Annotated in this window: 14 protein-coding genes; 5 read left to right on the forward strand and 9 right to left on the reverse strand. The window is 60.5% G+C overall.

Annotated elements, in window-relative coordinates:
* Genes JBE38_RS06175 through JBE38_RS06185 form a run of 3 tightly spaced genes read right to left on the reverse strand, consistent with a single transcriptional unit; the run spans window position 1 to window position 3,101 of the window.
* A complete protein-coding gene (locus JBE38_RS06175; RefSeq protein WP_205343874.1) occupies window positions 1-1,128 on the reverse strand; it encodes an acyl-CoA dehydrogenase in 1,128 nt (375 codons plus the stop codon).
* A gap of 9 nt (window positions 1,129-1,137) precedes the next feature.
* The gene (locus JBE38_RS06180; protein WP_205343875.1) at window positions 1,138-2,322 is read right to left on the reverse strand and encodes an acetyl-CoA C-acyltransferase; all 1,185 of its coding nucleotides are present in this window, start codon (window positions 2,320-2,322) and stop codon (window positions 1,138-1,140) included.
* An 11-nt stretch (window positions 2,323-2,333) separates the two neighbouring features.
* A complete protein-coding gene (locus JBE38_RS06185; protein ID WP_090371019.1) occupies window positions 2,334-3,101 on the reverse strand; it encodes an SDR family NAD(P)-dependent oxidoreductase in 768 nt (255 codons plus the stop codon).
* A gap of 203 nt (window positions 3,102-3,304) precedes the next feature.
* Between JBE38_RS06185 and JBE38_RS06190 the strand changes: the two genes are divergently transcribed.
* From JBE38_RS06190 to JBE38_RS06205, 4 genes are all read left to right on the forward strand, one after another.
* Window positions 3,305-4,198, forward strand: a complete 894-nt coding sequence (locus tag JBE38_RS06190) for a bestrophin family protein (RefSeq protein WP_205343876.1) — start codon at window positions 3,305-3,307, stop codon at window positions 4,196-4,198.
* 68 nt (window positions 4,199-4,266) lie between these two features.
* The gene (locus tag JBE38_RS06195) at window positions 4,267-5,325 is read left to right on the forward strand and encodes a tetratricopeptide repeat protein (RefSeq protein ID WP_090371014.1); all 1,059 of its coding nucleotides are present in this window, start codon (window positions 4,267-4,269) and stop codon (window positions 5,323-5,325) included.
* Between the two features lie 143 nt (window positions 5,326-5,468).
* Window positions 5,469-6,971: an ATPase domain-containing protein gene (locus JBE38_RS06200; RefSeq protein WP_205343877.1), complete on the forward strand. Its 1,503-nt coding sequence runs from the start codon at window positions 5,469-5,471 to the stop codon at window positions 6,969-6,971.
* Window positions 6,968-8,671, forward strand: coding sequence for an ATP-binding protein (locus tag JBE38_RS06205; RefSeq protein ID WP_205343878.1), 1,704 nt, complete (start codon window positions 6,968-6,970; stop codon window positions 8,669-8,671). The genes JBE38_RS06200 and JBE38_RS06205 overlap by 4 nt, the downstream gene beginning before the upstream one ends.
* Here JBE38_RS06205 and JBE38_RS06210 read toward each other — a convergent pair.
* The 6 genes from JBE38_RS06210 to JBE38_RS06235 form a co-directional block, all read right to left on the reverse strand.
* Window positions 8,663-12,412, reverse strand: a complete 3,750-nt coding sequence (locus tag JBE38_RS06210) for a hypothetical protein (protein WP_205343879.1) — start codon at window positions 12,410-12,412, stop codon at window positions 8,663-8,665. The two genes, JBE38_RS06205 and JBE38_RS06210, sit on opposite strands and share 9 nt — an antisense overlap.
* Window positions 12,413-12,882: 470 nt before the next feature.
* Window positions 12,883-13,260, reverse strand: coding sequence for a response regulator (locus JBE38_RS06215; RefSeq protein ID WP_060752999.1), 378 nt, complete (start codon window positions 13,258-13,260; stop codon window positions 12,883-12,885).
* A 78-nt stretch (window positions 13,261-13,338) separates the two neighbouring features.
* On the reverse strand, window positions 13,339-14,532 hold the full coding sequence (locus tag JBE38_RS06220) for a hybrid sensor histidine kinase/response regulator (protein ID WP_205343880.1): 1,194 nt from the start codon (window positions 14,530-14,532) through the stop codon (window positions 13,339-13,341).
* Window positions 14,526-15,125 (reverse strand): chemotaxis protein CheB, encoded by a 600-nt coding sequence (locus JBE38_RS06225; RefSeq protein WP_205343881.1) that lies wholly within the window; start codon window positions 15,123-15,125, stop codon window positions 14,526-14,528. The genes JBE38_RS06220 and JBE38_RS06225 overlap by 7 nt, the downstream gene beginning before the upstream one ends.
* Window positions 15,122-15,958 carry a CheR family methyltransferase gene (locus tag JBE38_RS06230; protein WP_090371002.1) on the reverse strand — a complete coding sequence of 279 codons (837 nt, stop codon included), beginning with the start codon at window positions 15,956-15,958 and terminating at the stop codon, window positions 15,122-15,124. The genes JBE38_RS06225 and JBE38_RS06230 overlap by 4 nt, the downstream gene beginning before the upstream one ends.
* Window positions 15,959-19,456 carry a response regulator gene (locus JBE38_RS06235; RefSeq protein ID WP_205343882.1) on the reverse strand — a complete coding sequence of 1,166 codons (3,498 nt, stop codon included), beginning with the start codon at window positions 19,454-19,456 and terminating at the stop codon, window positions 15,959-15,961.
* Window positions 19,457-19,734: 278 nt separating this feature from the next.
* On the opposite strand from JBE38_RS06235, the gene JBE38_RS06240 reads away from it, so the two are divergent.
* On the forward strand, window positions 19,735-23,235 hold the full coding sequence (locus JBE38_RS06240; RefSeq protein WP_205343883.1) for a hypothetical protein: 3,501 nt from the start codon (window positions 19,735-19,737) through the stop codon (window positions 23,233-23,235).
* Window positions 23,236-23,310 lie beyond the last annotated feature (75 nt).

Raw genomic sequence — 23,310 nt, forward strand, 5'->3', positions numbered from 1 at the left:
TTAAAGATTGCGTGAGATGACCATGCGTTGAATATCGCTGGTGCCTTCGTAAATCTGGCAGACCCGCACATCGCGGTAGATCCGCTCCAGGGGGAAGTCGTTCAGGTAACCGTAACCGCCCAAGGTTTGCAAGGCGGCCGAGCAGACTTTTTCGGCCATTTCCGAGGCGAACAGCTTGGCCATGGACGCTTCCACCAGCGCCGGCTTGCCGCTGTCGCGCAGGGCGGCGGCGTAATGCACCATCTGCCGGGCCACGGCGATTTGCGTGGCCATATCGGCCAGGCGGAACGCCACGGCCTGATGCTCGATCAGCGCTTTGCCAAAGCTTTCACGTTCACGCGCATAGTCGCGGGCCGCCTCAAACGCGGCGCGGGCCATGCCCACCGATTGCGAGGCGATACCCACGCGGCCACCTTCGAGGTTGGCCAGGGCGATCTTGTAGCCCTCGCCCTCCTCACCCAGGCGATTGCCCACCGGCACCTTCACGTCTTCGAACAGGATCTGGCAGGTGTCGGAGGCATGCTGGCCGAGTTTGTCTTCGACCCGCGTCACCGTGTAGCCCGGTGAGTCGGTCGGCACGATGAACGCGCTGATCCCGCGCTTGCCGGCGGCCGGGTCGGTGACCGCAAACACGATCACGATGCCGGCGTTCTGCCCGGAGGTGATGAACTGTTTGCAACCGTTCAGCACATAGTGATCGCCTTCAAGGCGGGCACGGGTTTTCAGGCTGCTGGCGTCGGAGCCGGCCTGGGGCTCGGTCAATGCGAAGGCACCCAGCATGGCACCGCTGGCCAGGGGCTTGAGGAACTGCTCTTTCTGCTGGTCATTGCCGAACTTGAGGATCGGCACGCAACCCACCGAGTTGTGCACGCTCATGATGGTCGAGCAGGCACCGTCACCGGCGGCGATTTCTTCCAGGGCCATGGCGTAGGCCAGGTAGCCGGTGTCGCAACCGCCCCACTGCTCCGGCACCAGCATGCCGAAAAAGCCCAGCTCGGCCATTTCGCCGATGGCTTCCTTGGGAAAGCGGTGCTCGCGGTCCCACTCGGCGGCAAACGGCTTCAAGCGTTCCTGGGCAAATTGCCGGGCCGCGTCACTGATTTGCACGTGTTCTTCATTGGGCAGCATATAGCGTCCTTAATCCAGGCATTCGACGGCCATGGCCGTGGCTTCGCCACCGCCGATGCAGATGGCGGCAACACCGCGCTTGAGCCCGTTCTGGCGCAAGGCCGAGAGCAGGGTCACCAGGATCCGCGCACCGGAGGCACCGATCGGATGGCCCAGGGCGCAGGCGCCGCCGTGGATGTTGACCTTGCTGTGGGGGATTTCCAGTTTGGCCATGGTGGCCAGGCTGACCACCGCAAAAGCTTCGTTGATCTCGAACAGGTCGACATCATTCAGGCTCCAACCGGTCTTGCTCATCAGCTTGCGGATTGCCCCCACCGGCGCGACCGGGAACAGACCCGGCTCATCGGCGAACGCAGCATGCCCGTGAATCACCGCCAGTGGCTTGAGACCACGCTTGCGCGCTTCGGATTGGCGCATCATCAGCAAGGCTGCCGCGCCGTCGGAAATCGAGCTGGAGTTGGCCGCCGTCACCGTGCCGCCTTCGCGGAATGCCGGTTTCAAGCTGGTGATCTTGTCCAGCTTGGCTTTGGGCGGTTGTTCATCGTGCAGGACAGTTTTCTGTTCTTTGCCCACGGTGACCTGCACCGGGACGATCTCGGCGCTGAAGCTGCCCCGGGTGATCGCTTCCTGGGCACGCGTCAGCGAGGCGATGGCGAAGGCGTCCTGGGCTTCTCGGGTAAAGCCGTTATGCTCGGCGCAATCCTCGGCGAAGGTGCCCATCAGGCGGCCTTTGTCATACGCGTCTTCGAGGCCGTCGAGGAACATGTGGTCGAGCACCTTGCCATGCCCCATGCGGTAGCCACTGCGTGCGCGGTCCAGCAGATACGGCGCGTTGGACATGCTTTCCATGCCGCCGGCGATCACCACATCGACGCTGCCGGCCACCAGCGCATCGTGGGCGAGAATGGCGGCCTCCATCCCCGAACCGCACATTTTGTTGAGGGTCGTGCAGCGGGTGGCCTTGTCCAACCCCGCGCCCAGCGCGGCCTGGCGTGCGGGGGCTTGGCCGAGGCCGGCCGGCAGCACGCAGCCGAATAGCACTTCATCCACTGCATCGCCGGCAATACCGGCACGTTCGACGGCGGCACGAATGGCGGCGCTGCCCAGTTGCGGCGCGGTCAGGCCCTTGAGGTCGCCCTGGAAGCCGCCCATGGGCGTGCGTACGGCGCTGACGATGACAATCGGATCAGTCATGGGAATACTCCTTACTTGGCCGCCATGCGCAAGGCGCCGTCGAGACGGATCACCTCGCCATTGAGCATGCTGTTTTCAATAATGTGACGTACCAGCGCCGCGTATTCGGCCGGTTTGCCCAGGCGCGGCGGGAATGGCACGCCGGCGGCCAGGGAGTCGCGAACTTCCGGGGTCATGCCGGCCATCATCGGGGTTTCGAAAATGCCCGGGGCAATGGTCATGACCCGAATGCCGAAGCGCGCCAACTCGCGGGCGGCGGGCAGGGTCAGGCTGGCGATGGCACCCTTGGAAGCGGAATACGCCGCCTGGCCGATCTGCCCGTCAAAGGCGGCCACCGAGGCCGTGTTGATGATCACGCCGCGCTCACCGTCGGCATTCGCCTCGGTTTCAGCAATGGCCGCAGCGGCCAGGCGCAACAGGTTGAAGCTGCCGATCAGGTTGACGTTGATCACCTGAGCGAAGCTGGCCAAACCGTGGGGGCCGTTCTTGCCGAGGATTTTCTCGCCACGCACTACACCGGCGCAGTTCACCAGCCCATGCAAGCCGCCAAACGCTGCGACCGTAGCTTCCACGGCGGCCTGGGCAGCGGCCTCCTGGCTGATGTCGGCCACCGCGCAACGCGCGTTATCACCCAATTGACCGGCCTTGGCCGCAACGGCCTCGGCGTTCAGGTCGACCAGCATCACCTTGGCTCCGGCCGCGACCAGCATGTCAGCGGTCGCCGCACCGAGCCCCGAAGCGCCGCCACTGACCAGGAATATCTTGTTTTCAATCTGCATTATTGTTTCCTTCAAAGTGGATCAAGCGACCCTGGAAATAGTCACTCCAGAGCCGCTCGGCAGCAATGGTCAAAGCCATCAACCTGGCTGACTGGTTTGGCCATGATTGATCGCGCTGATCGACCGGTCGGCCCAACTGATTGGACGTCGGCGCACGCGACTTCTACTCTGGGGGCCTGCGCCACCGAAGAAGTCTTGCCGCGATGATCGTGCGTTCCAAACCCAATCTGCTGGGCATCCTGTTTTCCCTCAAAGGCTCGATTGCCAAGCGCATTGCCTTGCGCAGCCTGTTGGTCACCCTGCTGGCTTCGGTGATCGTGCTGGTGGAAACCCTGCACCCCGCGTACTTCTCCAAAGTCAATGCGACGCCGTTCACGTTGCTCGGGCTATCGCTGTCGATCTTCATGAGTTTTCGCAACAACGCCTGCTATGACCGTTGGTGGGAAGGCCGCAAACAGCTGGGGCAGATGATCATTGAGGTGCGCTCGCTGATTCGTGAAACCCAGGTGCTGGGCGACTGCCGCGAGCGCAGCGACCTGTTGCGGGGTGTCTGTGGCTTTGCCCATGGACTGATTGCGCGTTTGCGCCATGAAGATGAAGCACAGGCGATAGCGCCGTGGATGGCCGTGGATGGCAACCACCCCAACCCGCCCGACAACCTGCTGCAAACCCTGGGTGCAGGCTTTTCCGAGTTGGCCCAGCGCGGTGTGATCAGCGACTGGCGCTACACCCAATTGGAAACCCGTCTGGTCGGCTTGAGCCAGGTCCAGGCGGCCTGCGAGCGGATCAAGCACACACCGCTGCCCTTCCCCTACACGTTGCTGTTGCACCGCACCATCTACCTGTTCTGCATTCTGCTGCCGTTCGCCATGGCCGAGCCGCTGGGATGGCTCACTCCCGTGTTCACGGCCATCGTCAGCTATACGTTCTTCGGCCTCGACGAAATCGGTGATGACCTCGAAGACCCCTTTGGCTTTGACGAAAACGACCTGCCGTGCAATGCGCTGCTGCGCACTCTGGAGCGTGAAGTCCTCGCCGCGCTGGGCGAAACCGATTTACCGCCAGCCCTGCAACCGATCGACTATGTGCTGAACTGATACGGGTTTGACACGTGCCGTGCTCTGGCCGAAGCTGATGGCTTTGCGATAGCTGCCCGGACGCCTGCATGTCAAAGTCACGCCGTTACTCCATCATCGGCCTGTGCGCCCTGTTGTTGATTGTGTCGATCACCTGGTATTTCTCCCGCACCGCTCAGGTCGCCGTGCCGCCGGCGATTGCCCATGGCTATGGCAAAGCGCTGAAGCAGGCGCACAACGGTGAGCCAGGCGCCGCACGCGTGTTGTATCAACAGCTGGGGCGGCCGGACCTCTCGCCGGAACGTCGTGCCGCCCTGCATGCGGAACTGCCCAACTACCCCAGCCCGCAAGCGCTGAAGCTCGCCGACAAGGACTTGGCCAATGAGTCGCCACTGGTACGCGAGGCGGCGATTCACAGCATCGTCGGCCTGGTGCCGACCGGCCAGCGCACTTTGCTGCTGGGCCCGGTACTTGAAGATCCCGAACAGAGTGTGCGCTTTGCCGCCGCGAACGCCTTGCTCGGCCTCTCGCCCGACACCCTGGGCCTTTATTTCGGCCCATTGCAGCAAGTGCTCGACGAATTTGTGAAATATCTCAAGGCCCAGCCCGAGACGGCCGAAGGCTGGATCCAGTTGGCGCGCCTGTACATTCACAGCGCCCTGCTGCCGGACGCGCAACATGCCCTGGAACAGGCGATGCGCCTGCAGCCGGATAACCTGCAAACCGTGGTGGCGCAAATCGAGCTGCTGGACAAGCAAGGCAAAACCGATGAGTCCCGCCAGTTGCTGGCGCGACAACTGGCCGAACACCCGGAGTCGGCCTACTTGCAACACGCCTTGGGCCTGTGGCTGTTGCACCACGGTGAACGCCAATATGCCTTGCTCGGCTTGTCCAAGGCGGTGGAGCTGGAGCCGGACAATCAGGATTACCGCTACGACCTGGCCACCACCCTGCACGCCCAGGAGGAATTGGAGGCGGCCCAGCGCCAGCTGGAGGAGATCATTCAACGCCACCCCGCCAACCGCAAGGCGCGGGTGTTGCTGGTCAACTACTGGAAGGAAAGTGGTCAATTGCAAAACGTCCAGGTGCTATTGGCCCAGCTTGAACAGCAAAACCCGGACGATCCTGCGCTACAGCAAGGTCTCTGACCTGACAATACGAAATTGTAAAAACAGCGACTGGCTGCACAAAAAACGCAAAACGTTGAACCGCCAAGGGGCCGCTACGGTCAAGTAAATATGGCGCGCTCAAAGCGGCGCGCACCTACTTGTACGTGACCTGAGGGCACTTCTTGTCTACATCCAATACGCAGTTCAGTGAAAAGGCGGCCACCGGCATCGAAGGTCTTGATGACATTCTTGTCGGCGGGCTCTCGCGTAGCCACCTGTTCCTGCTGGAAGGCGAACCCGGTACCGGAAAGACCACCGTTGCCCTGCAATTTCTGCAAGCCGGTGCGAAAAACGGCGAGCGTTCGCTGTACATCACCCTTTCCGAAACCGAGCGCGAGTTGCGCCAGGGCGCCGAATCCCATGGTTGGCAGTTGGATGACAACATCCATATTTTCGAGCTGACCCCACCCGAAAGCCTGCTCAATGCCGAGCACCAGCAGAGCCTGCTGTATTCCTCCGACCTGGAACTGGGTGAGGCCACCCGGCAGATCTTCGAGGTGGTCGAGCGTGTCAAACCGAGTCGTGTGGTGATCGACAGTCTGTCGGAGATCCGCCTGCTGGCGCAAAGCTCGCTGCGTTATCGCCGGCAGATCCTGGCGATCAAGCATTACTTCGTACGCTATGACACCACGGTCCTGCTGCTCGACGACCTGACCACCGAGGCGCTGGACAAGACCGTGCACAGCGTGGCCCACGGGGTGATCCGCCTGGAAGAGCTGACTCCCAGCTATGGTGCCGAACGTCGGCGCGTGCGCGTGATGAAGTACCGTGGCCAGAAGTACCGCGGTGGTTTTCATGATTTCACCATCCTGCAGGATGGGGTGCATGTATTCCCGCGCTTGGTCGCCGCCGAGCACCGCGCCGGTTATGTGCGCGAAACCTTGACCAGCGGCATCCAAGAGCTCGATGCGTTGCTCGGCGGCGGTATTGAAACCGGCTCCAGCAGCCTGATTCTCGGCCCTGCCGGTACCGGTAAATCGCTGATCGCATTTATCTTTGCCACGGCGGCGGTGGCCCGCGGCGAGAAAGCCGCGCTGTTTATTTTCGATGAGGAACTGGGGCTGCTGTTCGAGCGCATGCGCAAGCTGAACATTGATCTTGAAGCACTGCAAGTGACCGGCAACCTGCTGATCGAACAGGTGGACGCCGCTGAACTGGCACCCGGGGAGTTCTCTCATCGCGTACGGCGTTGCGTGGACGAGCATGGCATCAAGACGGTAGTGATCGACAGCCTGAACGGCTATCAGGCGGCGATGCCGGAAGAAAACGCGCTGATCCTGCACATGCATGAATTGTTGCTGTACCTCAATCGCCGTGGCGCGGCGACCTTCATGACTATCGCCCAACACGGCCTGGTCGGGGACATGCAGGCGCCCGTGGACATTACCTACCTGGCCGACACCGTCATTTTGTTGCGTTACTTCGAAGCGCTGGGTGAAGTTCGTCGGGCTATCTCGGTCATCAAGAAAAGGACGGGGACCCATGAGTCGACTATTCGTGAGTACCGCATCAGCAAACAGGGCATGACCATTGGTGCGCCGCTGAACAATTTCCAAGGCGTGCTGCGCGGTATTCCCACCTATGTGGGCAGCGCCGCTCCGCTGCTGGAGGATGAGGAGCAGTGACAGGCCTTTCACCGGTCTCCGAGCGCGCGATCATTCTGGCGCCGCTGGGCCGCGACAGTACATTGGCGTTGCAGATGCTCAACGAGGCGCACTACGACGGGATAGTTGCCCACAGTCTGGGCGCGCTGTGCGAGGCGCTGGAACAAGGCGCCGGGCTTTTGATTATCGCCGCCGAAGCGCTGCGCGGAGTCGAACTGGCGCCCTTGCTGGATTACCTCGCCCGGCAACCGGCGTGGTCTGATTTGCCGATTGTGCTGATGACCCACCATGGCGGTCATCAACGCAACGGCTCAGCGCACCTGGGTGGGTTGCTGGGCAACGTTACCTTCCTGGAGCGCCCCTTTCATCCGGTGACCTTGATCAGTCTGGTCAGCGCCGCCCTGCGCGGCCGGCGACGGCAATATGAGGCGCGTGACCGGCTGATCGAGCTGAGCACCAGCCAGCAGCGACTGCAAACGACGCTGGAGTCCCTCGAACAGCAGGTCGAAGAACGCACCGCGCAATTACGCCATAACGAAGATGCCTTGCGGCAATCGCAGAAAATGGAAGCGGTGGGCCAATTGACGGGCGGTATCGCCCATGACTTCAACAACATGCTCACCGGCATCATCGGCAGCCTGGAGATGCTGCGCAGGCGGGTTGCGCGCGGCAAGCTGGATGACCTCGACAGCCTGATCGACCTGGGCGTCACCTCGGCCAACCGCGCAGCCAGCCTTACTCACCGCTTGCTGGCGTTTTCCCGTCGCCAATCCCTGGACGCCAAACCGGTGCAAATCAACCAATTGGTGAGTTCCATGGGGGAGTTACTCAAGCGCAGCATCAACGAAAGCATCGTCCTGGATATGCGCCTGGCCGCCGGCTTATGGACTGCGGAAGCTGACCCCAACCAATTGGAAAGTGCCTTGCTCAACCTTGTGATCAATGCGCGGGATGCCATGCCGGGGGGCGGCAGGCTGGTGGTGGAAACCAGTAATCGGCATCTGGACAGCGTGTTTACCGCCGCCTATGGCACGTTGGAGCCAGGCGACTATGTGGAGTTGAGCGTCAGCGACACGGGGTGTGGTATCCCGGAAGGTCTGATGAGCCGAGTGTTTGATCCGTTTTTCACGACCAAGCCCATCGGCCAGGGTACCGGCCTTGGATTGTCGATGATTTACGGGTTTGCCCGTCAATCCCACGGCCATGTGACGATTCACAGTGAGGTCGATAAAGGCACGACCGTCAGCTTGTTCCTGCCACGCTTCCACGGCGAAATCACGCAGGCCGAGGCCACCGACCCCGCGCTGCTGCCGTTCGCCGGTGCCGAAGAGACCGTGTTGATTGTCGAAGATGACCCGGCGGTCCGCGTGTTGGTCAGTACGGTGCTCAAGGAACTGGGCTACGCCTATGTCGAAGCCGCGGACGCCCCTTCGGCGTTGCCGATCATTGAGTCGGAGCAACGCATCGACTTGATGATCAGCGATGTCGGCTTGCCAGGCATGAACGGCCGGCAGTTGGCCGAGATCGGGCGGCAGATAAGGCCCGAGCTCAAGGTACTGTTCATTACCGGGTATGCCGAGCATGCGGCGGTGCGCGGTGGGTTTCTCGACCCCGGGATGCAGTTGATCACCAAGCCGTTCACCTTCGATATGCTGACGGCGAAGGTCCGCGAGATGATCAACATACGTTCCCAGCAGCAGGCCGCGCCTGATCTAGAGTGAGGTCATAAACAGACTGGCTACGGTGTCGGAGTCAACCCCGACTTTGCTCAGCGCGTCGCTGCGGTATTCACTGACACCGAGGTGCAGCACTTTGGACGTGGGGTCGGTGTTGGCATAGGGTCGGGGAAATTTTTTGTTGGTGAATACGTCATTCATTGCTTTGCGCAAGCTGCCCAGCGTCGGAAACTCAGCCAAACCGTAATTGGGCTCAAAAAAGAAGTAAGTACGCTGCCCCCCTTCAACCTTGACCCCCACGACCATGGCGTGGCCTTTATCACTGACCAGGATGTATTTGGTCTGGGGAGCCGTGACCAGTTCATCAGCTATCACGTTGAAGGGTTTAGAGGGCACATTGGATATGCCATGGAATGCAGTCGGCTGGGCGAACCGGCTTTGCATGCCCGTGACCGTCTGGATAAAGCGCTTGGAAGCGGCGCTGTTCGGATTGGCCGCCGCTTTAAAGAGGTTGTCGATGAACTGCTGCCCCTTGCCCCGTTTTATCGCCTCGATCATCACATGGGACAGTGCTGCACACTGGCCTTGGGATAACGGCTGCACCTGGCTCAAATAAAACAATTGCGAGATCGGCGTGACCCTGCCACCCGCACTACGCACAGCATTGTTGAACACATCGACGCCCTTCAAACTAAACTGCACCGCTACCCGTTCCTGTTGCCGCGCCAATATGCCGAGATTTTTGGGCGTGTGTTTTTGGCTCACAGCCAGCTTCTTGATTTGGGCCGACTTCATGCCCGCTGAATAACCAGGCACATCGGCCGGGTTGCCATTCAAGTAGCCTTCGCGAAACGCGGCGGCATGGGCACCGTTTTCCGCCTTGCGGGTGACGTTTTGCCATTGGGTGTCCAGGTGAGTGGTTGTCGTGGGCTTGAAATCCGCCAAGGGCCTGCCAAAGGACTTGTTGGTGGCTGGGTTGTAGGCAAACCACCTGCCGGAGCCTGAATCGAACTTGGCAATGGTCGGGTAATACCCTCCAGCGCCGGTGGCTTTAGCCGTGCCCTCGAACAGATCGCTGCGCTGGGACACCACATTGGCCTGCTGCGGGGTCAGGCGTACGCCTGACTGCGTGGTTTTGCCGGAAAAACCTGTGCGTACGCGTCGAACGGCGTCAGTGAGCAATTTTGAGCCTGCCTTGGCGCCCGTTTTCGCACCATCGGCGAACCCCATCAGCAATGATTGCCCGAACATCTTGCGTATAGGCGTGATGGAGCTTTTGGCGGCTGCCTGGACTGTATCCTTGGCAACGCTTTTGAGGGCCCCACCTCCCGCGCGGCCAATGCCCGCAGTGGTGGCTGTCATCACGACATCGAATATGATATCCCCTGCCGCCGCGACGTAATCACCGTTCACCAAGTTCCTGATCATCGAAACGCCAGGAAAAAAACCGATGATGCGTTGGAAGTCGGCATGCGCCTGCGCCTTTTCTTCGTCGAAAGTCGTCACCGCCAGGTTGCTCTCCCGGACCTCATCAAGGTGATAGCCCTCAATGATCTCGTCCGCCAGCTTCTTGCCGAGGTACTGGCTGCGGCTGCTGGAAAAAGCGTTGGCAGACGTTTTGCCGTCAGGCCGGGCTTGCTGCTGACGGGCCTCTTCGTCCGACTCGGGCACCACCCGTGTGATTTCGCGCGCGTCCTCCGTCTTCTCGTCAAATGCCTCGCCAACCACTGTGTAGGGTTCTTGCAACCCTTCCTTGAAGGTCTCTTGCCAGTCGTCGTGGCGTTGCACCCGATTATGGCGCGGGTCGAACTCGTAATAAGTCGCTTTGCCCTCATGCTCGGTTTTTATAATCAGCTTACCCCGCTCTTCGAGTGGCTCGGGCGGGTAGTACTTCCATTCCTTTGTTCTCTCTCGCTCCACGACGCGCCTCGAGACACCGGGTCGATAAATCGTCAACGTCCCGCTTTCGATATTCTTCCGATCTTGCGGAGCGAGATTGGCAATCATCGTGCGGGTCACGGTACTCCAGGCTTTACTCAGCCTGGCCCGATATTCATCGAACGCGGCTTTGTGTTCCTGGCCCGGGTCGGGCAGCTCGCGCAGGCGCTTGAACACATCCGCGTCGATCCTCGGATTAGTCGAAACCCAGCCATAACTCCTGGTTTTTTTCGCCAGGTAGAAATCCAGCAGCGAGTAGCTCCCTTTGGGCTCCACGCTCAGTGCCGGCGACAGCGTATGCGCCCCCGAAGCCACACTGCTGCTACGGATAGTCTTCTCTTCGAAGTCGATGCCCTCGCCAAACTCTTGCTTGAGCCGGGCCAGTGCGACTGAACGCTGGGTCGGGGCCGGCGTGGCCAGGACCTCGATCGCCTCGACCAGCTCATTCTGCTGGTCGCTGATAGCCTGGCGGGTCGCGCTGATCTGCTGCTCGGTGTAGGGACCTTGGGGGCCGAGCAGGCCATGCCCCCTGCCCCACTGGATAATCGCAGGCAACTGGGTCTGGTCCTGAATCAATTGATCCTCTTCGCGAACCGGGTCGATCGCGTCAAACTCGACCACCTCGGTAAAGGTCATCTGCGCGCTGGCACCCGGGCTGGTGGCTTCAATACGCGCCACGGCAGACTTGAGGCTGAGCGAGGCGAACGAGTTGAAGGTCACCTCCGGTGGAACACCCTTGACCTGCAGTTCCGGGGCTTTGCGGCTGAGCAGTAGCATCGCGGCAATCGGTGCAGCCTCGGGCGTGGTTTTATTGGTATCCACCAGATGTTTGATCAGCTGTTGCTTGATCACTGAAACCGGCTGGCGGTAGAACTGCGGGGCCGCCAAGTCGAATCCCGCCACGTATTGCTCTGCGGGCTCCTTGGGGTCTGACAGGCTCGCGGCGTCGAGCGTTACGCCCAGGGCCGTCAGCAAGACTTCTTCGGGGCTCATGTGCGCGGCCACTTCGCCCAGGCGCGCTTTAAGCTGCGCGCCTAATTGCCTGCCGACACTCGAGTTCAGGATCCACTGCATCACGGCATGGGAGTCGCCGGTATTGAGCACACTGCGCGGCACGTTTTTCACCAGGGCGCCCAGCACATCGGTGGTGCCCAATGCCGAATCCGGGTCCAGCCCCGGCAACGGCGGCTTGTTCTCGGCAATGATCCGGAAGAGCTCAGCCTGGTCTTCAATGGACAGCGGCTGTGGCCATGCCAACGCCCCGCCGTAGTTACCGTAGGGGGGAGCGGGCAATGCCGGGGCGGCCAGGGCGGGGATCAGGTTGTACATCTGCTGCGGATTTTGCGGAACCTGCCAGCCGCCAGCAGCCAGCACGTCCGCCAGGGTCGCTTCCGGCTGGTCGGAAGACTGCCCATACGTTGAATCGGGATGAATCGGCATAAAGCCGCTCAACAGATAGTTGACGTTCTCGCCCCGGTAGCGCTGCAAGTGTTTGAGCAAATTGAACTGATTAATGCTGTCGCCCAGGTCGTTCTTCTGCTGTTGCAGCAACTGCGGGGATTGATATTCAAGCCTCACATATGTCTCGCCGGGCTTGAGGGTATCGAACGCCTGGTTGTGCTCGAGCTGCGTGGCCCGTTCGAGTGTCTGGACACTGTAGTGAGGCAGCAGCACTTCGCCATGAAAGCGCGCAACGATAATCAGCGGCGCCGATGTGGGGCTGGTCGGAAGATCCACGGCCGAGGGGTAGAAGGCTTTCATTGCCGCCATCACCGGCGCCAGCGCAGCCTGCCACTGCGGTGCCTGATCCTTGAGTTGAAGCCGTGTACTTTCGCCGTTGATGACCACGGTCAGGGTCTCGCCATCAACGGTGATCGGCTGAGTGGTATCAATGTTGAGCGCCTTGGCCCAGGCGAGGAACATCGGGCTGTGGGAGGCGTTGTACAACGCTTGCCACCACCCACCGAACGCCGTCTCCTGGGGAATATCGTGAAGCATTCCGGCGCTGGACTTTTTTTCAACGGCCTGCCGGATGCCGCTGATGTACAGCTGCAACAGACGCGGTTCGCCGGCCGCTTCGGGTGCCGGTTCAGGCAACGATGTCGGTTGGCCCGAGGCCGCTACGGAAGTCACAGGCGTCGGAATGGCAAAGCGCTGATTCGACGAAACGGAAGACGCAAACATGGGGAGCCCTCTGACAGAAAATAAGCATCGCCCGTGACGAAGGAACGCTCATCAAGGGCATCGCTTATTGGGCACTGGCTGTCAGACGGTTCCTGTTTGGGGATCAGAGGGATGTAACGGGACGTGCCCTTTTATCAGGCCAGCAAGTGCTGGATGTGCTCCTGCAGGGTATCGAGGTCAAACGGCTTGGCCAGGATCGGTGCATTCCGCGTGATCGGGCTGTTGCAGTCGAGGATTTCCTGCGGGTAACCACTGATGAAGATCACTTTCAGTTCAGGCCGCAGCTTGATGGCGGGCTCGGCGATCTGTACCCCGGAAATCCCGCCCGGCAGGCGGTAATCGGTCACCATCAGATCCAGGTGCGGCTTGGTCGCGAGGATCTCGAAAGCCTGCTCGCCATCGCTCGCCTTCAAGACCCGATAGCCCAGGCCCGCCAGGTATTCACCCAGCACGAACATAATGGATTCGTCGTCCTCGACGATCAGAACGACATCTTGCGCATCTTCACTCATGGGAAGCCTTTGTCCGGTCAATTGCTGCTGTTACGACCATGGGGTCACGCAGAGGTTGCGTCGAAGCGACGATTGATTTCATGCCGACACCGCCAGGGGCAGGCAGACGCGAAACAAGGCGCCCTCGCCTATCCGGCTTTCCACTTCGATAGTACCGCCGTGGGCCGTAACGATCTGCTCGGAAATAAACAGCCCCAGGCCAAGGCCGGCGGCTACCTGGCTGGCCGAGACGCGTTCGAACTGCTGGAAAATACGTTTCTGGTTTTCTTCGCTGATACCAATGCCATGGTCGCGTACCTCTACCCGCGCCTCGCCATGCTCGGTGTACACGCGCACCTCCACCGGGCTCTTGGCCCCATAGCGCAAGGCGTTGGTCAGTAGATTGGTGATCACCTGCTCGATGCGGAACTCATCCCAGTGGCCCTCGACAGGCCCTTCACTCGCCCATTGCAGCGTCGAACCGGCGGCCGCCACCTGCGGCGCGAAGTTTTCCACCAGGTTGCCGACCAGTCGGGCCAGGTCGAAACGCGCCGGGCGGATCGAGAGCTTGCCGGTGCGGATACGCGACACGTCGAGCATGTCTTCGATCAGGCGGATCAGGCTGCGGATCTGCCGCTCGTCGCGGTCGACCATGGCGTGCATCTTGTCCAGGGTGAACGCCTCGGCATTGTCGCGAGCCAGGTGCATCTTGCGCAGCTGGGTTTCCAGGATCAGCCCATTAAGGGGCGTACGGACTTCGTGAGCGACGATCGACATGAAGTCATCGCGCATGCGCACCGCCTGCTCCAACTCCGCCTGGGTCGCTTGCAGGCGTGCCAGCAGCAGCTCCTGTTCGCGTCGGCTGCGCTCCAGCTCTTCGACTTGCAGCTTCATCGCCTTGCTCTGGCGGTACAGGTCGACAAACACATTGACCTTGCTCTTCACCGCGTGGATATCCAGCGGCTTGTGCAGGAAGTCCACGGCGCCGCTTTCATAACCCGTGAAGGCGTAGTTGAGCTCACGGCCGGCGGCACTGACGAACACAATCGGGATGTTCTTGGTCTTTTCGGTGCCGCGCATCAACTCGGCCAGCTCGAAACCGTTCATACCGGGCATCTGTACGTCGAGAATCGCCATGGCGAACTCGTGCTCCAGCAACAGGGACAAGGCTTCGTCGGCGCTCAAGGCCTTGAAGACCTGACGGTCCTCGCGCTTGATCAATGCTTCAAGGGCCAGCAGGTTCTCCGGCAGATCGTCAACGATCAGCAGTTTGGCCTGGATAGTACTTAACATGAGGAATTTTCCAGGGTCGCCAGCAATGAGCTTATTTGGCTCAAGGTCAGAATATGGTCAGGTGTATGCAGTGCCAGGGCCGCCAGTGGCATCACGGCAATCCGTGCGTCCCTGGGGTCCTGGACCACGGTGATGCCGCCCGATTGCTTGACGTAGGCCAGCCCGCTTGCGCCGTCCTGGTTGGCGCCGGTCAACAAAATCGCCAGCAGCCCTTTGCCATAGGCATCGGCGGCCGAAGAAAACAGGAAATCGATCGAAGGTCGGGAGTAGAACACGCGGTCTTCCTGGCTCAGCGACAGGCTGCGGTCCTGCTCCACCGACAGGTGATAGCCGGGACCTGCAAAATACAAAGTGCCCGCCTGCAACGTTTCTTTGTCCATCCCCTCGCGCACCGGGATGCGCAGGCGCCGTGCGAACACTTCGGCCAACTGGCTGCGCCGCTCATCCGGCAGGTGCAATACCGCAATGATCGGCAGGCTGAAATCCTGGGGCAACGGCTCAAAAATATGCAGCAACGCCTCCACACCGCCGGCGGAGGCGCCGACGACGATGGCTTCAATCCCGTGAACCGGGTTGGTGACAGCGTCGTTCATGATTTTCGGTAGATCCGCTCTTGCTTGACCAACGGCTCGAATTGTTTGCTGTAGGCGGAAAAATCCAGGGTTTCCTTGCTGCCCAGCACCAGGAAGCCGCGATGACACAGCGACTCATGGAACAACCCAAACGCCCGATCCTGCAATTTTTTATTGAAATAAATCAGTACGTTGCGACATGAAATTAATTGTGTTTCTGAGAATACACTATCGGTCGCCAAACTGTGATCGGCAAAGGTCACATTCTCGCGCAGGGTTTTGTCGAAGATCGCGTAATCGTAGGCCGCGGTGTAGTAGTCGGCAAACGACCGCTGCCCACCGGCCTGCTGGTAGTTCGCCGTATAGGCGCGCACGTTCTCCAGGGAGAAAATGCCCTGTTTGGCTTTATCCAGCGAGGCGGGGTTGATATCGGTGGCATAAATGATCGTGCGCTCCAGCAGCCCCTCCTCACGCAGCAGGATCGCCATGGAGTACACCTCTTCGCCCGTGCTGCACCCAGCGATCCAGATCTTGATCGAGGGGTAGGTTTTGAGCAGCGGCACCACTTCCTGGCGGATGGCCAGGAAGTGCGACGGGTCGCGAAACATCTCGCTCACGGGAATCGTCAGGAACTGCAGCAACTGCATGAACGCCGCAGGGTCGTGCAGCACCCGCTCCTGCAATGCCGAAATGGTCGCGCAGTCGAGCTGGTGCAAAGCGTGGGCTACGCGCCGTTTGATCGATGCCCCCGAGTAATCGCGAAAGTCGTAGCTGTACTTGAGGTAAATCGCCTCGATCAGCAGGCGCAGCTCAATATCGCTATCGCTGCTTTTGTCCAAAAAACATTGCTCCACTTAAATGCGTTCCATCTTGGGTAGCCACACGCGAATCAAGGAAAACAGGCGATCCAGGTCAATCGGCTTGGCCAGGTAATCGTTGGAACCGGCTGCGAGGCAGCGTTCCTGGTCATCCTTCATCGCCTTGGCCGTGACGGCAATGATCGGCAGTTTCTTCCAGCGCGGGTCCTGGCGGATCAGGGCAGTGGCCTCATAGCCGTCCATTTCCGGCATCATCACGTCCATCAGCACCAGGTCGATATCCTCGACTTCATTGAGCTTGTCGATGGCTTCATGGCCGTTACGCCCGATCACCACCACCGCGCCCTTGTGTTCCAGGGCACTGGTCAGGGCGAAGATGTTGCGCACATCATCGTCCACCAGCAGGATTTTGCGCCCCTCGAACACCTTGTCGCGGCTGCGCGCCGTCTTGAGCATCTTCTGGCGGTCATGGGACAACTGCGATTCGACTTTGTGCAGAAAGAGTGTGACCTCATCCAGCAAACGTTCCGGCGAGCGTGCGCCCTTGATGATGATCGAGCGCGAGTATTTGCGCAGTTCAGCTTCTTCATCGCGGGTCAGGTTGCGCCCGGTGTAGACGATCACCGGCGGGAACGAGCAGATGTCCTCAGTGGCCATGCGCTTGAGCAACTCGTTGCCATGCATATCCGGCAGTTTCAGGTCGATGATCATGCAGTCGTAGATGTTGGTGCGCAGCAGGTCCAGTGCCGCCTGGGCGTAGGCGACGTCGGTGATCTCGATGTCATCGTCGCCGATCAGCCGGGCAATGCTGTCGCGCTGCAGATCGTCGTCCTCCACCAGCAACACACGCTTGACCTTCTGGGTCAGCTTGGCTTCCAGGCGCGCAAACACGTCCTTGAGCTCCTCGCGGGTCGTAGGCTTGACGGCATAACCGATGGCGCCCATATGCATGGCGGCCTCGACGCGGTCTTCCACGGAAATCACATGCACCGGGATGTGGCGGGTGTTGGCGTGTTCCTTGAGGCGCTGCAGTACCGTCAGCCCGGAATGGTCCGGCAGGCGCATGTCCAGCAGGATCGCATCCGGAATGTATTCCTCGGCCAGGCTGTAGCCTTCGTCCGCGCCGTGTGCCACCAGGCAGTGGTAGCCCAGCTCGTGGGCCAGGTCGAACAGGATGCGGGCGAAGTTCGGCTCATCTTCCACCACCAGAATACAACGCGTGGCAAAGGGGGCTTTGTCGCGGTCATCGGCGAAGCGCGGAATCTGCTCGGTGTCGGCCACCGGCAGCGGGGAAATCCTGACCGGGGCCGGCGCAGGTGCTGCCACGACCTGGCGCGGCGCCTCGATCGGCGGGCTGTCTTGCGTACGTTCCACGTACTGCTGCGGCAACACCAGGGTGAACACACTGCCCTTGCCGGGCTCACTGGTCACGGTGATATAGCCGCCCAGCAAGGTGGCCAGATCGCGGGAGATCGAAAGGCCCAGGCCCGTACCACCGTAACGACGGTTGGTGGTGCCGTCAGCCTGGCGGAAGGCTTCGAAGATGCTTTCCTGCTGGTCCGGGGCGATACCGATGCCGGAATCGCGCACGGTAAAGGCAATGCTCTCCCCCGGCGCCTGGGAAACCGACAGGCTCACCTCGCCCTGCTCGGTGAACTTGATCGCGTTGGACAGCAGGTTCTTGAGGATTTGCTCCAAACGCTGGCGGTCGGTGAACAGCAGCGCCGGCGCACCTTCGAGTATCTGCGCCTGAAAGCCCAGCTTTCGATCCGCCGCCAAGGGTTCGAACATGGCACGCAGGCCATCGACCAGGCGCGGGACGCTGGAACTCTCGGGACGCACTTCCAACTTGCCGGCTTCCACCTTGGAAATGTCCAGGATGTCGTTGATCAGGTTGAGCAGGTCATTGCCGGCCGAATAGATCGACTCGGCAAACTTGACCTGTTCGGCGCTGAGGTTTTCCTGGGGGTTCTCGGCCAGCAGCTTGGCCAGGATCAGCGAACTGTTCAGCGGAGTGCGCAGTTCGTGAGACATGTTGGCGAGGAATTCGGACTTGTATCGGCTGGAGCGCTGCAACTCGTCGGCGCGGTCCTCCAGTGCCGCCTGCGCCTGGTTGAGCTCGATGTTCTTGCGGTCCATGGCGTCGCGCTGGTCGGCCAGGGTCTGGGTCTGTGCGGCCAACTGCTCGTTGGTCTGCTCCAGCTCGGCCTGCTGGGTTTCCAGGTGGGCCTGGGATTCCTTGAGAATCCGCGACTGCTCTTCCAGCTCTTCGTTGGCGGTCTTGAGTTCTTCCTGTTGCACTTGCAGTTCTTCATTGAGCTGCTGGGTTTCGGCCAACACCTCCTGCAAGCGCTGGCGGTAGCGGGCAGCTTCGATGGAGGTGCCGATATTGTCGGCGATCAGCTCCAGCAACTCGATGTCGCGCTCTTGCAATGGGCGCAGGAAACCGAGCTCGATCACCCCGTTGACGCGTTCGTCATTGCTTGTCGGCGCTACCAGCACGCTTCGGGTGGGGCCATCGCCCAGACCCGAGCTGACCTTGAAGTAGTCCACCGGCACATCATCCAGGCGAATCAAGCGATCCTGCTGGGCCGCCTGCCCCACGATGCCTTCGTCGCTGTAGATCGATTGCTCCTGCTGTTCCTGTTCACGCGAAAAGCCATAGGTGGCCACACGTTTGAGGCCACCGTGTTCTTCGCGCACGTACAGCGCGGCGACCACTGAGCCCATGTATTGGGCAAAGAACTGCAGAATATTGCGCCCCAGCATATTCAGGGTCAGTTGACCGAGTACCTGTTCAGCGAGCTCGGTCTGGCCGGTGCGCAGCCAGGCTTGTTGCTCCAGGCGCCGCGCAATCTTCTGTTGCGACGCGAGGTTTGCGTTGTAACTGTTTGATAAAGCGACAAGATTTTTGCGACCGATATACGCCAGAAAACCGCTCAGGCCAAGTACGAAGATCAGGTACAGCGTGACACTGGTCACGGTCGTACGGGTGACCTCTTCATTGCGCGCGATACGGAACTGCTGCTCCATCGCCACCGCGTTGTCGTATTCCTGACGGATTTCATCGGTCAGGCGTTTACCCCGGCCCGCTTTCACTGCGCTTCGGTAATCACCGCTGGCGCGCTGCATTTCAATCATCGACTGGGCGTATTGGTTCCACTCAATCTGCAGGGCTTCCAGGCGCTTGAGGCGGTCCACCTGTTGCGGGTTGTCCGACACCAGTTCCTGGAGGTTGCGCAGGTCGGCAATGATCCGGGGCTTGGCCACCTCATAGGGGTCGAGGAAGTGCTCGTCGCCGGTGATCAGAAAGCCGCGCATGCCGGTTTCCAGGTCAACGGTCAGCTTGGACGTCTCGTTGAGGTTGTTGATGACCCGGTCGGTGTGCTCCACCCATTGAATGACGGACAACAAATAGGTGATCAGACACACGAAGAACACGGCGCTGAGCACGCCCACGCCCAAGGGCAGCGCGACGTTTCGGCTCAATAGATGACGAAAGCTCTTTTCATCGACGGACGATGCAGGAGTCATGGGCAGGCCTTTGCCAAATGCGGAAAAAAACGGAGTTTGCCCCAAAGTTGCCCGGGAACGCCATTTTTCTACCGCATAACGACGAAAAGGATGACAGAGCGGGTTAAAACGTCCGACCTGCCAACCAAGAGCGGGAGTCGATCGCCTTACTTCTTTTCACACTTCCCTGCGCCGTGCACGGGAACGTCGGTGCTCAGGCACTCCACCTAGAGATGCGCCTGTGAACAGGGAGGCTCCACCGCAAAGGCGCCACTTCATTCCCATAAAGGTGCTCCCAGATGACAAGCTCTGTTCACCACCTGCCACGCGCAATCCCGACGCTTCCCACACTAGTACCCGCCCCTACGCCTGCGCCTACACCCGGCAACGCGGTCGCCAACCCCAAGCCCAACCTTAAAACCGCCCTGGCCGATAAACGAAACCTCATCACCTTGGGCGAAGCGCTCAGTCAACTGGCCAGGCAACTGGGCGCGGACGCCACCGCACCGGTGATATTGGCAGCGCTGAAAAGCACATCGATGCTGCTTGATCCTGACTCATATCCTCCTCAGGATGCCGGCCGGCACGTCACCCTTGAGGCTTTCATCCACAGTCTCGGCTTGCCTTTACCTGACCGCCATTTCGCGCTCGACGGCCTCTCGGACGCCGTTATCGGCCGTGGCCAAGTGCATCCGTTGGGCAATCTGGGCGGCGCGCTGTCGTGGCCAGTGCCGCTGAGCACCGATCAACAGCAACGCGTCCGGCGCATCGCCATGAGCCATGTCGACCCCCATGGCCAACAACCGCAAGTGATGCAGACCCAGGGCCTGTTGTTGGAGTTCTTGCGACTTCGCACGCCGCTCCCCGCAGGGCTGCTGAATGATCCGGCCAAAGCGCTGGAGGCCTTGATCAGTTCACCCGAAGGGCAATTACTCGGCGAAACACTGCGCGAAACCCTGCAGGGCGTTGCCACCGACAGCAGCACGATGGACTACCTGCTCGCCGCCGTGATCTTGCAACTGGACCCGGAATCCATCACCACACCGCATCGCAACGTTGTCGCAGGCTTCGATCTGGCCCATGACAAGCACTGGGGCAAGCCGCTGTCCACGCTGGTCGATGGTCTTGAACAGCATCTGGTCACGCAGGCAAAGACCAGCGCGGCCATGGCCGGCGTCGCCGCGCATCTGTTGTTGGCCAATCGCGCACCGGCGTTGCTGATCAAGGACATTCCGGCCAGCGTCACCTATGGCAGCCTGGCCTGGGTCAACCTGTCGATAGCCGCCGCCACCATTGAAGCGCAAACGCCCGGCAAGGTCGCGAATATGACCTTTACCGAAGTCATGCTGGCGGCTCGCAGCGCCAGTGCAGCCGACCCGGCCGTGACCCTGCGCGTGCAACGGGAAGTCCTGGTGGATTGGGGCGTGGCCAACGGGGTGCTGGCCAGGAAAGATGATCAACGCTATAGCGCTGATGAGCTCACCGCCCTGCTCGGTGAATTCAATGCACGCAGAGCGCTGACCAGCGCCGCCACGCAAGCCTTGGATGCGCAGATTCCGTCGCGTCGAGAGATGGCGCTGGCCGAGCTGAAAAAACGCTTCCCCGAGCAACAGGCCCTGTTCGAGGAAAAACGGCTCCACATCAGCCGCCAGGAAACCACAGCCGATGGCGGCGTCGGCTATCGGACGATCGAGGTCGGGCCCCACTCGATGCTGGACATCGCCATGATGGACTTGCCGGACGCTGACTGCGTCTTCACCTCTGACGACACGCGCATGCCGCTGGCGGCCTTGAATGCCAACCCTCGGTTTGTCGTGGCCGACGCCTTCGAGGCGCAGTTCGCCGGCGCCGTCCAGCAAAAAAAGGCCGCCATCAATACTTACGTCAGGCACTTGATCAGCCAGGCGCCCCTGGCGATACGCGAAGATCTCGAATACGGCAAGATCAGCTTCTTCCAGGAGCATTCACACAGCTTGGGCACGGGGTTTACCGGGACCACGCCACACCCCAGAAATGAGGAACTGCTCGTCGAAGTCGAGCGCGACGGGGTGACCAGGGCCTACGCGATCAGCTTTAACAAAGGTGCGATTACACCGATCCGGCCGTCGCGGGCAAGCGCCCAGAGCCGTCGGGACGCCAGTGTCGTGCACGAAACACAAGCCTTTGTCCCCAAGGGTGACGACGCGGCCCGCCGTGAGGCGCAACAGCGCCCGAATCAGTCGCCACCCGACAGCTTCAATTCAGAGCGCACGGGCCTGATCGCTGACGCCTTCGTGCAGCATGTCGACCTGGATAACGAGGCGATCAAACAACAGGCCCGCGGCCTAACCACCGCCGATAACAACCGCAGGCGCGGCGAAGCGGTCAGCGAGGCCATACTGGACCTGATCCCCTTTCGCGCGGCGTTCAATCACTTTCGCAAAGGGCATATCGGCGAAGGGTTGTTAGACCTTGGCATGGACCTGTTCGGCGTCTTGACCGCCGGCGTGGGCACCGCCGGCAAGGTTATCAAGATCGCCGGCACTGCCGCCGCAACCGCCACCAAGGTGGCGCGTACGGTCAAGGTCATCGGGATGGCCACCTTCAGTTCACTCAACCCTTTGAGCGGCCTGGGCGATGCGGCGGTGGGTGCCACCCGCTTGATCGGCGGCGGGTTCTCCAAGAGCGTCGAATGGCTCAATCACCTGAGGGGCGCGAGCGGTGGCTATGACTTCTTGAAGGCTGCCAGCAAAGAGCATGGGCCAACCTTGATCGGCACATACAAGGTGGGTGGGATCGAGACCGAAGGCGTCGCCGTCCTGAAAAATGATCACTGGTACCCCTATGATCCCATCGCCAATAAACCCTATGGCCTACCCATCGACGGTTTTTCCCCACGCGGAGCACCTGAGCTGCATGCCTTGAATGGGGTGGCCAACGAACCTGCGTATTTAAGACTGCACAACAACATCCTTAACGCACGGACAGCGCAAAACAGACCGGCCTTCAATCAGGGTTATTTGACCGGACGCTTGCACGAACTGCCGGGTTATCGCGATGGAATGGGCAGTTCACAACTCAGGAAACTGGCTGAAGCGCAGGGGCGACTGCCACGTGAGATGGGCATCCTCAGCCGGGAGCTGAAACTTGCCTATATCCGGGACGGTGAGTACACCAGCGCGTTACTGCGCCATGATGCGACGGGGCCAGGGGTATCGGTGCTGCCCTTTTCACAGGCCCGTTACAACGCACACGTTGACTTGCCCTCCGTCGGCGAGTGCGCCGGCATATCCTATGCCATGGCGCTGGCGCTGCATCTGGGCAGCGAAGAACAGTTTGTGAAGAACCTGCTCAAGGTGAGCGACAACCCTTCAACGGCCGCCCACACACGATTCGCCACGCATTTGCGCGACCTGCAAGATGCGGTAAAAAAACCCAGTGCCTTCCATTTCGGCGGGCAGGTGGAAGTCGGGTACGACGAGATCATCGAGAAAATGCTCACGTCTGGAAAGTCGATGACTATCAGGATCGGTACTGTGGATCACGCGATGCTGGCTGGGGTGCGGATCAAAAACGGTAAGCCTGAGTGGTTCTTTTTCGACCCCAACGCCGGCCTGGTCAAATTCACAAACTTGCAGTCGATGGAAAAAGGCATGGAGGAATTGCTCAACAGCGGCCAATCCGCAGCATTACACAACACGCGTCGCACGCTGACGGGTAAACGCGCCTACAGCATTAGTACATTTGATCCCGGCCATGTGAATAATCGACCCGGCATCAACCCGGATGCGGTCAGAGAACTTTCCAGCGTTACGTTGTAAACCATCAAGCGCCGAGGCATCCTGCCTGCCTAAAGTCACAGTGCCATTAAGTTTTTCGGAACTTGCTGGCATTGT

The sequence above is a fragment of the Pseudomonas sp. ICBG1301 genome (assembly GCF_016918385.1).
GTDB lineage: Bacteria > Pseudomonadota > Gammaproteobacteria > Pseudomonadales > Pseudomonadaceae > Aquipseudomonas > Aquipseudomonas palleroniana.